The organism is Roseateles sp. P4_D2, assembly GCF_056401875.1.
This window is the reverse complement of record NZ_JBFUIM010000016.1, coordinates 109,894-122,012: the sequence shown is the minus strand read 5'-3', so window position 1 is coordinate 122,012 and position 12,119 is coordinate 109,894. Positions and strand designations below refer to the sequence as shown.

The window sequence follows — 12,119 nt, the reverse complement described above, 5'->3', positions numbered from 1 at the left end:
TGTCCTCGGTCCACGACGACGCGCCCTTCGAGCCCTCTCCTGGGCCCAAACGCAAAAGGCCAGCACTTGCGTGCTGGCCTTTCTTGTTTGGTGCCCAGGAGAGGACTCGAACCTCCACGGAGTTACCCGCTAGTACCTGAAACTAGTGCGTCTACCAATTCCGCCACCTGGGCTTTCAGGGAGGCCGGACTATAGCCTAGTTCTCAGCCCTCCCACGACGAAGTCGATTCAGATGTCGAACTTCACTCCCTGAGCAAGAGGCAGCTCGCTCGAGTAATTCACCGTGTTGGTGGTGCGGCGCATGTACGCCTTCCACGCATCGGAACCGCTCTCGCGGCCGCCGCCGGTTTCCTTCTCGCCGCCAAACGCGCCACCGATCTCCGCACCGGACGTGCCGATGTTGACGTTGGCGATGCCGCAGTCGCTGCCCGAGGCGCTCATGAAGCGCTCGGCCTCGCGGATGTCGGTCGTGAAGATCGCGCTCGACAGGCCTTGCGGCACGCCGTTCTGCAGCTCGATGGCTTCTTCCAGCGTCTTGTACTTCAGCGTGTACAGGATGGGCGCGAAGGTCTCGTGGCACACCACTTCGGTCTGCGAAGGCATGCGCACCAGAGCCGGCACGGCGTAGTAGGCCTCGGGGAAGCGATCGGCCAAGGCGCGTTCGCCACCTGACACAAGGCCGCCCTGCTCGCGTGCAGCGCTCAAGGCAAACTGCATCGCGTCGAAGGACTGCGCGTCGATCAGCGGACCGATCAGCGTGCCCTGCTCAACCGGCGAACCGATGGGCAGCTGGGCGCGGGCGCGGTCCAGGCGCTCGACCAGGGCGTCGTGGATGCTCTCGTGGGCGATGACGCGGCGCGTCGTCGTGCAGCGCTGGCCGGCCGTGCCGTAGGCGCCGAACAGGATGCCGCGCACAGCCAGTTCCAGGTCGGCGCTGGGCGTGACGATGATGGCGTTGTTGCCACCCAGCTCCAGCAGCGAACGGCCGAAGCGCGCCGCCACGCGCGGGCCAACGGCGCGGCCCATGCGGGTCGAGCCGGTGGCGGAGACGAGCGCCACACGGGCGTCGTCGACCATCGCTTCGCCGGCATCGGCGCGGCCGATGATCAGCTCGGACAGGCCGTCCGGTGCGGCGTTACCGGCGGCGCGGTAGGCCTTCAGCGCGCGCTCGAACAGGGCCTGCGTGGCCAGCGCGGTCAGCGGCGTCTTCTCGGACGGCTTCCACACGCAGGTGTCGCCGGCCACCAGCGCCAGCGCCGAGTTCCAGGCCCACACGGCCACGGGGAAGTTGAAGGCCGAGATGATGCCAACGACGCCCAGCGGCAGCCACTGTTCCATCATGCGATGGCCCGGGCGCTCGCTGGCAATGGTCAGGCCATGCAGCTGGCGCGACAGACCGACGGCGAACTCGCAGATGTCGATCATTTCCTGGACTTCGCCCAGGCCTTCGCTCGTGACCTTGCCGGCTTCGATGGAGACCAGCTGGGCCAGTTGCGCCTTGTGGGTACGCAGCTCTTCGCCGAACAAGCGGATCAGCTCGCCGCGCTTGGGGGCGGGCACGACGCGCCAGGCCTTGAAGGCTTCATGCGCACGACCCACGGCAGCCTTCATGTCGGCCGCGCTGGCCGTGGGCAGCTGGGCCAGCACGCTGCCGTCGATGGGCGAGCGCACGGTCAGGTCGCCGCCCGAGTTCGAGGTTTGCGGCAGGTGGACGCCGAGGGCGTCGAGAACGGAAAGAGTTTGTTGCTTCATGGTCCGCATTGTCCCGATCAGGAGATGGACTCGACTTGACGGGACTGTTGATACGCCGAGCCGAAGCGGTTGGCAAGGAAGTCGGGCAGGCTGACCTCTTCCTGGCGGACGAAACCCTTCTGCGGCAGCTTGCCTTCGCGGAACAGGTCGACGGCGGCGCAGATGCCGGCGGCGGTCGTGATCTGGATGGCGGAGAGCGGCTGGGCGCCGTCACGCGTGGCAAAGATCTTGCGGGCGAAGACTTCCTGCAGCAGCACACCGTTCTTCTGGCCCGACACGGTCACGAAGACGAGGACGACGTCCTGCATCGTCGCGGGCATGCTCTTGCGCATGATGTCCTTCAGCAGGTTCTGGTCGCCCTTCAGGCCCAGGTCGCCCAGCAGGAACTGCATCAGGTCGCGGTGGCCGGGGTAGCGCACGGTCTTGTAGTCGAGGTTGCGCACCTTGCCCGCCCAGGTCTCGCACAGCGTGCCCAGGCCGCCCGATGTGTTGAATGCCTCGTACTCGGTGCCGTCCAGGCTGAAGTGCTCCAGGCCTTCCAACGGCAGCGCAGAGATGGTCTCGCCTTCGTGGACGGCTTCGCAGGGGTGGCAGTACTCGTTGATGAGGCCGTCGACCGACCAGGTCAGGTTGTACTTCAGCGCGTTGGTCGGGAAGGCCGGCAGGGCACCGACGCGCATCTGCACGTCGCGCACCGAGTCGAAGCCGCTGGCCAGATGGTGGGCCACGATGCCGATGAAGCCCGGCGCCAGGCCGCACTGCGGCATGAAGGCGGTCTTGGCGCCTTGGGCCATCTTCATGATGGCCTTGGTGGCGGCGACGTCTTCGGTCAGGTCGAAGTAGTGGCAGCCGCACTCCAGGGCCAGTTCGGCAGCCCTGATGGCCAGATGGTAGGGCAGCGCGTTGACGACGGCGTCCTTGCCGCGCAGTTGGGCAGCCAGGGCGGCGCGGTTGTCGCTGTCGACCTCGGCGGTGGCGATGCCCTCGGTGGCCAGCACCTTCAGGTAGCCGGGGTTCTTGTCCAGCACCGTCACTTGATAGTCGCCAGTGGCGTGCAGCAGGCGGGCGATGGTCTGGCCGATGTGGCCGGCGCCGAGCAGGGCGATCTTCATGAGGGGCTCCAGGCAGGTGTTTGCGTTGGGCCGAACTCTAGGCAGTGGCGATGACGAAAGAAAGCGCTACTCCGACGAAAGCAATTGCTGTTTCGACGATTCGTCGCGATGATTCGTCGTTATGAATGAATCGCGGGTAAACCCGAATCCCTCGCCAGACGACCTGGACCGACGCCTGATCCTGCTGCTGCAGGCCAATGCGCGGGAGAGCACGGCGACGCTGGCGCGCAAGCTCGGCGTCGCGCGAACCACCGTCGTCGCACGGCTGGCGCGGCTGGAGGCCAGCGGCCGCATCGTTGGCTACACGGCCCGCCTGGGCGGCGATGAAGCCGGCCGCAGCGTGCAGGCCTTTGTCGGCATCACCGTCAGCCCCAAGGCCGGTCGCGAAGTCGTCAAGCGACTAGCAGAACTGCCCGAGCTGCGCCAGCTCGCCTCCGTCAGCGGTGAATTCGATTACATGGCGCTGCTGCGCGCCGACACTACGGCCCGACTCGACGCCCTGCTCGACGAGATCGGCGAGATCGACGGCGTGCTGCGCACCAACAGTTCGGTCGTGCTGGCTTTGCGCGTCGACCGACAAACCTGAACCGGACAGAACTGGAGACCACGATGACCTGGCTTGCCCTCGGCCTCGCCCTCTTTCTCGGCATCCACCTGATTCGCGCGCTGGCGCCGCAATGGCGCGACGCGCAAATGGCGCGGCTCGGCGAGAAGGGCTGGAAGGGCCTCTACACCCTGGTCTCCCTCATCGGCTTCGGGCTGATCCTCTGGGGCTTCTCGCAAGCGCGTCTCAATCCCATCGTGTTGTGGCCGCCCATCCACGGCATGAACCACGCGGCCGCATCGCTGATGCTCGTCGCCATGATCCTGATGGCCGCAGCCTATGTGCCGCGCAATCACATCAAGGCCAAGCTGCAACATCCGATGACGCTGTCGGTCAAGGTCTGGGCCTTTGCTCACCTGATCGCCAACAACACGCTGGCCGACGTGATGCTGTTCGGCAGCTTCCTCGTCTGGGCCATTCTGGTCTTTCGCGCCGCGCGGCGTCGGCCAGGGCCGGTGCCGGCCGCTGGCACGGTGGCCGGCACGGCGGCCACCATCGCCGTCGGCGTCGCGCTGTGGGCCTTCTTCGCCTTCTGGGCGCATGCGGCCTGGCTGGGCATCGCACCGTTGGGGTAGCCGGCGCACGCCCATGAACCCAGGGCCTCGGCGAGGCGCTGCGCGCGCAGCGGTACGCGTAGACTCGAAGGTAGATGACCCGCCGCTCTTGGATGCGCTTTTTGGCCTGCCTTCTGGGCCTGGCGGCAACGGTCGCCACCGCGGCAGACGCCCAGGTCAGGCCTCTCACTGCCTGCGGCGAACCCGGCATCGGGCCGCCCTGGCTGTACCGCACGCCGGGCCTGCCGCAGCAGCTGAACGGCTTCCTCGTCGATCTCTGGCCGCCGCTGTTTGCCAAGCTCGGTGTCGAGCTCAAGTTGATCGGCGACCTGCCGTTCAAGCGCTGCCTGCGGGCCGTCGCGTCCGGCGAGATCGATTTCGCGCTCGCGGCCTATTACGACGACGAGCGCGGCAAGACGCTGGCCTTCTCCAAGCCCTACAAGACGTTCACGCCCCAGGTCTTCTTCCGCAAGGCGCAGCCCTTGCAGATTTCCGACCGCGCCGGGCTGAAGCGCTGGCGCGGCTGTGGCAAGAACGGTTCAACTTATGCCCACTACGGCCTGGGCCCGGGTGACCTGGACCAGGGGGCGCGCAACTACCAGCAGCTGATCGAGAAACTGCTGCTCGGCCGCTGCGACTACTTTGTCGAAGAGATCGAAGTCATCGAGCAATGGGAGCTCGGCAAGGTCGACCACCTGGCCACGCCGGGGCTGGCCCATGCGCCGCTGTCGGACGTCTCACCACCGGCCTTCCATGTGGTCGCCGCACGGGGGAGCGCGGCGGCGGAGCTGCTGCCACGCCTGGATGCCGCCTTCGCCGAGGCCACGCGCAAGGGTGAAGTGGCGCGCCACTGGAAGCGCCACGCAGGCAAGCTGCTCTACTGAACCTCAGGCGGCCGACTGGCCGCGGCATGCGTCCATCAACCTCGTCAACCCCAGCAACGCATCCAGCATCGGCGTCGCCACGCCGAGCTGCTGCGCCAGCTCCCGCGGCGCCGCCAGCAATGCGTCGGTCTCGATAGGCCGCCCCGCCTCGATGTCCTGCAGCATCGAGGTCTTGAAGGCCCCGAGCGAGCGCGTGATGGTGTGCCGGTCCTGCGGCGTCTGGGCGATCGGGCAGCCCATGCCTTCACCGACCTCGGCGGCCTCCGCCATGATGGCCGTCGTGAACTCGCGCACGAGGTCGTCGTCCAGGATGCGGTCCGTCGTGGCGCGGGTCAGCGCCGAGACCGGGTTGGTCGTCATATTGCCCCAGAGCTTGTACCAGGCGTCACGCTGGATGCTCTCGGCCGCCTTGGCCTCGAAGCCGGCGTCGCCGAGCAGCGCGATCAGCGCATCGACGGCCAGGCTCGTGCCGCCCGTGGCCTCGCCGATCAGCAGGCCGTTGCCCATCACGTGGTGGACCCAGCCCGGGCCGCGCAGCGCGCAGCTGGCATGAACGACGCAGCCGATGACGCGCTGGGGCGGGATCAGCGCGGCGATGCGGCCATCGGGGTCCACGCATTTCAGCGTCAGCCCCTGCACGGGCAAGCCGGCCGTGAACCACCATGGCAGGCCGTTCAGCGCCGTGAGCACGCGCGTGTCCGGCCCGCAAAGCTGGGCGACCTGGGCCGCGACGCCGGCGATGGCCGGGCCCTTGACGGCGAGGATGACCAGGTCCTGCAGGCCGAGCTCGGCGGCGTCGCCGGTCACGCGCAGCGGCGCACGCCAGCTGTCCTCGCCGCTGTCCAGCCGCAGGCCGTGCTCACGCACGGCCGCCAGCGTGTCGCCGCGGGCCAGGGCGCTGACGGCCACACCTTCGACGCGTTGCAGATGCGCGGCCATCCAGCCGCCGATGGCCCCCAGGCCGACGATACAGACCTTAAACATGGGGATCAGTCTCGCATGCGGACTTGTCCGTGCGAAAGGCTGCGGCCATCATCCGCCGTCCTCCCGAGGAGACCACCATGGCCACCAAGACCCGCAAGCCCGCCACCGCCAAGAAAGCCGCCGCCAACGCCGTTTCCGCACCCAAGCTGGACGCACGCCCCGATCGCCTGGACCTGCGCGATCTTGTCTACCGCTCGCCGCTGCGCTCCCTGCCGCCGCGCTGGCCGATGGACAGCGACCTGAAACGACTGCTGCCCGCCTACGTGAAAGCTGGCCGCATCCTCAACCAGGGCAATGAAGGCGCCTGCACCGGCTTCGGCCTGGCCTGCGTGACCAACTACCTCTACTGGCTGCGCCACCTCGACGCGCCGCGCAGCCGCACGCAGCCCGAAACCGTCAGCCCGCGCATGTTCTACGAGCTGGCCAAGCTCTACGACGAATGGCCCGGCCAGGACTACGAGGGCTCGTCCTGCCGCGGCGCCCTCAAGGGCTGGCACAAGCACGGCGTCTGCTCCTTCAAGCTGTGGCCCTATCCGCTGGACAAGAAGGGCAACGGCATTTTCGAGCGCCCCGCGGCGGGTTGGGACGATGACGCGACGACGCGGGCGCTCGGCGTCTACTACCGCGTCGACAAGAAGAGCGTCGTCGACATGCAGGCAGCCATCTACGAGATCGGCGCCATCTATGTCTCGGGCGACGTGCACGACGGTTGGACGCTGGACGAATCGCCCATGCCGGCCAGCCACGACAAGCTGCCGCGCATCGAGCGCATGGCCCGCAAGACCGGTGGGCACGCCTTTGCGCTGGTGGGCTACAACGAGCGCGGCTTCGTCGTGCAGAACAGCTGGGGCACCGGCTGGGGTGCCAGCGGCTTCGCCATCCTCAGCTACGAGGACTGGATCACCAACGGCACCGATGCCTGGGCCGTGGCCCTGGGCGTGCCGCAGGACCTGTCGGACATCAAGAGCCGCCAAGCCGTGGCGGCGGCAAGAGGAGCCAAGGCCGCGCGCGTGGCCGGCGGGTTTCGCGCCATGGCCGGCCGCGGCCTGTCGGACGTCGGCGCCACGCTGCGCGTCGACGACAACCCGCGCGACGACCCCTGGCCCGTCAACCACGTCTTCGCCCACAAGCCCTACCAGCCACTGCGCACCGACGAGGCCTACACCCACACCCTGGTCTCGGGCAACGACGGCCAGCTGATGGCGACCGACTTCACCCGTGCCCGCGACGACCGCGAAGGCCTGGCGCGCGAGATCGTCGTCGAGCGCCCCGCGGCCTGGTTCAAGGCCAGCAAGGGCAAGACCGTCAAGCTCGCCATCTACGCCCACGGCGGGCTGAACTCGGAGATCGGCTCCGTCCAGCGCATCCGCGTGATGGCGCCCTACTTCCTGGCCAACGGCATCTACCCGCTGTTCTTCACGTGGAAGACTGGCCCGGGCGAGACGTTGACCGACATGCTCGAGGATCTCAAGCACCGCATCGTCGACTCGGCCGACGTCAGTACCGGCACGCTGGACCGCCTGCGTGAGGTCGCCGCCGAGGCCAAGGACCGCGCCATCGAGGCCGTCGGCCGCCAGTTCGCGCGCGGCATCTGGAGCGAGATGCGCGAAAACGCCGAGGGCGGCGCGACGGCCGACCATGTGCTGGACCTGGCCGCCCGCATGCTGCGCGAGCTGCGCGACGCGCTGGCCAAGAGCGGCAAGACGCTGGAAGTCCATCTCATCGGCCATTCGGCCGGCTCCATACTCATCGGCCATCTGCTCGGCCGCCTGGGTGGTGCCAACGTCGTGCAGGCCGCCAGCTGCGAGCTTTACGCCGCCGCCTGCTCCAGCGGCTTCGCCGTGCAGCACTACGGTGCGGCCGGCCAGGCTGGCGTGCTGTCGCTGGACCGCCTGCGCCTGCACGTGCTGACCGATGCCAACGAGCGCGCCGACGGCCTGCCCAACGCCGAGCGCGACATTTACGGCAAGTCCCTGCTCTACCTCGTGTCGCGCGCGCTGGACGACATCCGCAAGCAGCCCCTGCTCGGCATGGAACGCGCCCTCGTGCCGCCGGACGCGGCGTGGCTGGACGACCAGTGGGCCGGCCCGCCGAATGGCGATGTTGCCGCCTGGCTCAAGCTCTGGCCCGGCGGCACCCTGCTGAACCGCGTCACGACGCCCAAGATCCGCACGACCAAGGCCGGTGACCAGATCGATGCCAGCCACGGCAGCTTCGACAACAACATCGACGTCCTGACCGGCACGCTGGAGCGCATCCGCGGCGACGCCCTCGTCGCGCCGATGGAGTGGCTGGACTACTGACGCACTGGCGACGGTTGGAGATGTCCGGTTCCGGCCGGCGCAGGGCTGGACAAGCGGCCACCATGAGCCATCACTTCAGGAGACGGCCATGGCCTCCATCCACCGCGAAATCGTTGTCGACACCCCCGCCGCCGTGCTCTGGGACGCGATGCGCGACCCCGGCGCCCTGCACACCCGCCTCGTGCCCGCCTTCGTCACCGAGTGCACGATGGACGGCAATACGAGTGGTGAACAGGCCCGCGAGCTCCGCTTCGCCAATGGCATGACGGTGCGCGAACTCATCATCGACATCGACGACGACCGCCGCCGCATCGCCTGGTCAGCCGTGGGCGGGCGGCTGACCCACCACAACGCGTCGACGCAGATCTTTGAGGAAGGCAGCTCACGCTGCCGCGTCGTCTGGATCGCCGACCTGCTGCCCCACGCACTGGCACCGGCCATCGCCACCATGATCGAGGCAGGGCTGCAGGCCATGAAGGCGCACGCGGAAAGCATTTTCACCGCCTGACTGGCTTCCAATCCAATCGTTGCAATCGACAATCCTTCGCGACAACCTTGATCCGAATGGAATGCGTTCTGTAAAGCGCCTGCTTATCCTTGTCCTGCCCTGGTTGCTGTTCGTCAGCGGCATCGGCATCGTGTTCAAGCCTCAAAGCGGCGCGCAATGGCTTCTGGCTGGGCACTGGCTGCTGATCCCCTTCCTGCCTGTTTACGTGCTTCTTGTGTGGCTTGTGTTCCGCGCCACCCGGCCTCCCAAGGAGACGCCGACGACGCGGTGGATCAAGTCCGTGCAACAGCGAAAGAAATAGCAGAGGCGTCGACAATCACGACCATGAAATACCTCCACACCATGGTGCGCGTCGAGAACGTCGACGCGTCGCTGCGTTTCTACCGCGACGCCCTCGGCCTGCACGAAGTCAAGCGCTCCGAAAGCAGCGCCGGCCGCTTCACGCTCATCTACCTCGCCGCGCCAGGCGACGAAGACGCCCAGGTCGAGCTGACCTACAACTGGCCGGACGCCGACGGCAAGGCAGAGACCTACACCGGCGGCCGCAACTTCGGCCACCTGGCCTACGCCGTAGACAACATCTACGCCGCCTGCCAGAAGCTGATGGACCACGGCGTGACGATCAACCGCCCGCCGCGCGATGGCCGCATGGCTTTTGTGCGCTCGCCGGACGGCATTTCCATCGAGCTGCTGCAGGCCGGCCCGTCGCTGGCGCCGGCCGAGCCCTGGGCGTCGATGCCCAACACCGGCAGTTGGTAAGCCCGCGCCGGGCGTGGTGCAGGCTGAAGCGGGCGACGCCGCGACGTTGACCGGCCTGCGGCTGGGTGCCTGGGTGCTGTGGCGGCGCATCGGCCGCGGCGGCCTCGGCGAGGTCTGGGAGGCCGAGCGCGCCGACGGCCTCTACCAGGCCAGCGCCGCCATCAAGCTGCTGCACGGCGACAGCGCGACGCCTGCCGTCGCGCGGCGCTTCCTGCGCGAGCGTGCAGCGCTGGGTCGCCTCACGCACACCGGCGTCGCCGCCCTGCTGGACGCCGGCGTGCAGGCGCCCCACGCCTACCTGGTGCTGGAGCTCGTCGACGGCCTGCCGCTGGCCGAGCATGCGCGCGCCCAGCTCCCCACCGTGGCGGACCGCGTCACGCTGCTGCTGCGTGTGGCCGAGGCGGTGGAATACGTTCATGCGCGCCTGGTCGTGCATCGCGACCTCAAGCCCGCCAATGTGATGGTCACGGCCGCAGGCCTGCCCAAGCTGCTGGACTTCGGCCTGGCGGCCTCTCCCGGTCAGGCCGTGGACGAGGCCCGCGCCGGCCTGACACCGGCCTACGCAGCCCCCGAGCTCATCGAGAGCGGCGACGCCGGCACGGCGGTGGATGTCTTCGCCCTGGGCGTCATGCTTTTCGAGCTGCTGACGGGCCGGCTGCCCTTCGGTGCGCGTGACGACAGCCGCGCGGCGCTGGAACACGCAGTGCTGCACCAGCCCCCGCATCGCTTCGCCGCGTTGCTGGGCGCGCCCGAGGACGAGGACGGCCCCGGACGCCCGCGCGACGCGCAGCGCGCCCGCGGCGACCTCGAGGCCATCGCCGCCAAGGCCCTGCACAAGAACCCGGCTGAGCGCTACGTCGGCGCGCATGCCTTCATCGAGGACCTGCGGCGCTGGCAGACCCAGCGCCCCGTGATGGCCAGGCGCCGCCTCAGCCTGCGGCACCGTACCGCCCTGCTGCTGCGCCGCCACACGCTGCTGGCCGGCCTGTCGGTGCTGCTGCTGGCCAGCTTGACGGGCAGCATCGCCGCCAGCCGCTGGCAATGGCGCGAGGCCGAGTCCGCACGCCAGCGCAATGACAGCGTCGCGCGCTTCATCACGCATCTGCTCGCCGGCGGCAGCCTGCCTCGCCAGGGCCGCATGCCGTCGGTGCTTGAACTGCTGGACGACAGCCGCGGCCGCCTGGACGAGTTCGCCAACGACCCCGCGACGCGGCAACGGCTGCTGGAGGTGCTGTCGCGCACCTACATGGCCCTGAACCGCTTCGACCATGCCCTGCCGCTGGGCGAGCAATGGCTGGCGCTGGCACGCCAGCAGCATGGCGAGGACGAAGCCGCGGTGCTGCAGGCCCGGCTGAGCCTGGGCCAGGTGCAGCAGATCATGGGCAACCACGACGAGGCCATCGCGCTGCTGGAGCCGATCGCGGCGCCGCTGGCACGCCGTTTCGGCCCCGACAGCGAGGCGGTGCGCCAGCAGCAGTTCATCCTGGCCGCCGACTACATGCACGTCCGCCGCCTGGACGACGCCGAACGCGCGCTGGAACGCGTGCGCGTGCTGACCGACAGGCTCCACCCCGGCGACGACTACGAACGCGCCGACTACCTGCAGAACCTCGGCGTGCTGCGCCAGCGCCAGGGCCGCCTGGCCGAGGCGCTGGACCTCGTGCGGGCGACGCAGCCGATGTGGACCAGCACCGACCCGCGGCTGACGTTGCCCGTGCTGGTGCTGCGCCACAGCGAGATTTCAATGCTGACGCTGAACGCGCTGTTCGACGGCATCGACACACGCGCCGCGCCACTGCTTGCCGACATCCGCAGCAAGCTCGGCCCCGGCAACGACCTCGCGCTGCAGGCCGCCACCGGCTGGGCCGAGGCGCTGCAGCTGCAGGGCCGCCATGCCCAGGAGGTGCGCACCCGCCAGGCGCTGCTGGACGGCGCAAGTGCCGACGGCCTGGCCCCGGGCTCGCTGCTGATCTACCGCGCCGAACTGCTGCTCGCGCAGGCGCGTCTGGGCCAGCCCGACCTGAATGCCCTGCGCGCGCTGATGACCGAGGCCGCCGCGCTGGATGGCGGGCCGCGCGGCCGCTGCCTGCTGCTGGCGGCGGACGCCGCCCTGGCCGCCGGCAACCCGGCCCTGGCCGCCGAGGCCGTGCAACACGTGCGCGACAAGCCGCTGTCCCCCGCCCTCGCCCTGCCCGGCAGCCGGCTGGCCAAGGTCGAGGGGCGGCTGGCCCGCGCCCGGGGCGAGCTGGCCCGCAGCGCCGAGCTGCTGAGCCAGGTGCGCGGCGTCGGGCGCGTCCATGCCTGGGGCTCGCGCCTGGATGCGGCACTGACCGCCGTGCTGCAAGGCTCGCCCGAGGCGCCTGCCCTGCTCGCCCAGGCGCGCCAGGCCCGGCCCGCCAGCCTGCCCGACAGGCACCCGCTCGACCTCGTCAGCCATTGGTTGGAGGTGCGCCAGGCCGCGGGTCGTGACGACGACCCTGCCGTGCGTGCCGCCTGGGCGGCGCTGGCCGGCGCACGYGGCCCTGGCGCGGCAGCACCCACGCTGGGCAACCTCGGCGGGCTTTTCCCCTAGGAGTCTGCGCGGCAGAGGCGTGGCCCGCGCCGGGGCGAGTTGCGGGGCGATGCAAGGCGCCGGCGAGGCGTGGGTCGGGACCCACAA

11 protein-coding genes and 1 tRNA gene are annotated in these 12,119 nt (G+C 69.2%); 8 read left to right on the top strand and 4 right to left on the bottom strand.

Annotation, left to right across the window (positions count from 1 at the left end):
• Positions 1-88 precede the first annotated feature (88 nt).
• From AC1DW0_RS25565 to AC1DW0_RS25555, 3 genes are all read right to left on the bottom strand, one after another.
• Positions 89-173 (bottom strand) — tRNA-Leu (locus AC1DW0_RS25565).
• Between the two features lie 55 nt (positions 174-228).
• Positions 229-1,761, bottom strand: coding sequence for an L-piperidine-6-carboxylate dehydrogenase (gene amaB / locus AC1DW0_RS25560; RefSeq protein WP_457391387.1), 1,533 nt, complete (start codon positions 1,759-1,761; stop codon positions 229-231).
• A gap of 8 nt (positions 1,762-1,769) precedes the next feature.
• Entirely contained in the window at positions 1,770-2,864 is a 1,095-nt protein-coding gene (locus AC1DW0_RS25555) for a saccharopine dehydrogenase family protein (RefSeq protein ID WP_477948809.1), read from the bottom strand.
• 121 nt (positions 2,865-2,985) lie between these two features.
• On the opposite strand from AC1DW0_RS25555, the gene AC1DW0_RS25550 reads away from it, so the two are divergent.
• From AC1DW0_RS25550 to AC1DW0_RS25540, 3 genes are all read left to right on the top strand, one after another.
• A complete protein-coding gene (locus AC1DW0_RS25550) occupies positions 2,986-3,450 on the top strand; it encodes an Lrp/AsnC family transcriptional regulator (RefSeq protein ID WP_457325641.1) in 465 nt (154 codons plus the stop codon).
• Positions 3,451-3,473: 23 nt separating this feature from the next.
• Complete coding sequence (locus AC1DW0_RS25545) at positions 3,474-4,043, top strand: NnrU family protein (RefSeq protein ID WP_457325642.1); 570 nt, start codon at positions 3,474-3,476, stop codon at positions 4,041-4,043.
• 74 nt (positions 4,044-4,117) lie between these two features.
• On the top strand, positions 4,118-4,906 hold the full coding sequence (locus AC1DW0_RS25540) for a substrate-binding periplasmic protein (RefSeq protein ID WP_477948807.1): 789 nt from the start codon (positions 4,118-4,120) through the stop codon (positions 4,904-4,906).
• A 3-nt stretch (positions 4,907-4,909) separates the two neighbouring features.
• Here AC1DW0_RS25540 and AC1DW0_RS25535 read toward each other — a convergent pair whose 3' ends face one another.
• Positions 4,910-5,890: a 2-dehydropantoate 2-reductase gene (locus AC1DW0_RS25535; RefSeq protein ID WP_056194404.1), complete on the bottom strand. Its 981-nt coding sequence runs from the start codon at positions 5,888-5,890 to the stop codon at positions 4,910-4,912.
• A gap of 77 nt (positions 5,891-5,967) precedes the next feature.
• On the opposite strand from AC1DW0_RS25535, the gene AC1DW0_RS25530 reads away from it, so the two are divergent.
• From AC1DW0_RS25530 to AC1DW0_RS25510, 5 genes are all read left to right on the top strand, one after another.
• Positions 5,968-8,193: a C1 family peptidase gene (locus AC1DW0_RS25530; RefSeq protein WP_477948805.1), complete on the top strand. Its 2,226-nt coding sequence runs from the start codon at positions 5,968-5,970 to the stop codon at positions 8,191-8,193.
• An 88-nt stretch (positions 8,194-8,281) separates the two neighbouring features.
• On the top strand, positions 8,282-8,701 hold the full coding sequence (locus AC1DW0_RS25525; protein ID WP_477948803.1) for an SRPBCC family protein: 420 nt from the start codon (positions 8,282-8,284) through the stop codon (positions 8,699-8,701).
• Between the two features lie 19 nt (positions 8,702-8,720).
• Entirely contained in the window at positions 8,721-9,002 is a 282-nt protein-coding gene (locus tag AC1DW0_RS25520; protein ID WP_457324486.1) for a hypothetical protein, read from the top strand.
• Between the two features lie 23 nt (positions 9,003-9,025).
• Positions 9,026-9,460, top strand: coding sequence for a VOC family protein (locus tag AC1DW0_RS25515; RefSeq protein WP_477948801.1), 435 nt, complete (start codon positions 9,026-9,028; stop codon positions 9,458-9,460).
• Between the two features lie 16 nt (positions 9,461-9,476).
• Positions 9,477-12,032, top strand: a complete 2,556-nt coding sequence (locus AC1DW0_RS25510; RefSeq protein ID WP_477948799.1) for a serine/threonine-protein kinase — start codon at positions 9,477-9,479, stop codon at positions 12,030-12,032.
• Positions 12,033-12,119 lie beyond the last annotated feature (87 nt).

What these genes read in the sequence shown, in the direction of transcription:
- amaB (WP_457391387.1), bottom strand. Translation starts at nt 1,761, where the DNA reads ATGCGGACCATGAAGCAACAAACTCTTTCCGTTCTCGACGCCCTCGGC.
- AC1DW0_RS25555 (WP_477948809.1), bottom strand. Translation starts at nt 2,864, where the DNA reads ATGAAGATCGCCCTGCTCGGCGCCGGCCACATCGGCCAGACCATCGCC.
- AC1DW0_RS25550 (WP_457325641.1), top strand. Translation starts at nt 2,986, where the DNA reads ATGAATGAATCGCGGGTAAACCCGAATCCCTCGCCAGACGACCTGGAC.
- AC1DW0_RS25545 (WP_457325642.1), top strand. Translation starts at nt 3,474, where the DNA reads ATGACCTGGCTTGCCCTCGGCCTCGCCCTCTTTCTCGGCATCCACCTG.
- AC1DW0_RS25540 (WP_477948807.1), top strand. Translation starts at nt 4,118, where the DNA reads ATGACCCGCCGCTCTTGGATGCGCTTTTTGGCCTGCCTTCTGGGCCTG.
- AC1DW0_RS25535 (WP_056194404.1), bottom strand. Translation starts at nt 5,890, where the DNA reads ATGTTTAAGGTCTGTATCGTCGGCCTGGGGGCCATCGGCGGCTGGATG.
- AC1DW0_RS25530 (WP_477948805.1), top strand. Translation starts at nt 5,968, where the DNA reads ATGGCCACCAAGACCCGCAAGCCCGCCACCGCCAAGAAAGCCGCCGCC.
- AC1DW0_RS25525 (WP_477948803.1), top strand. Translation starts at nt 8,282, where the DNA reads ATGGCCTCCATCCACCGCGAAATCGTTGTCGACACCCCCGCCGCCGTG.
- AC1DW0_RS25515 (WP_477948801.1), top strand. Translation starts at nt 9,026, where the DNA reads ATGAAATACCTCCACACCATGGTGCGCGTCGAGAACGTCGACGCGTCG.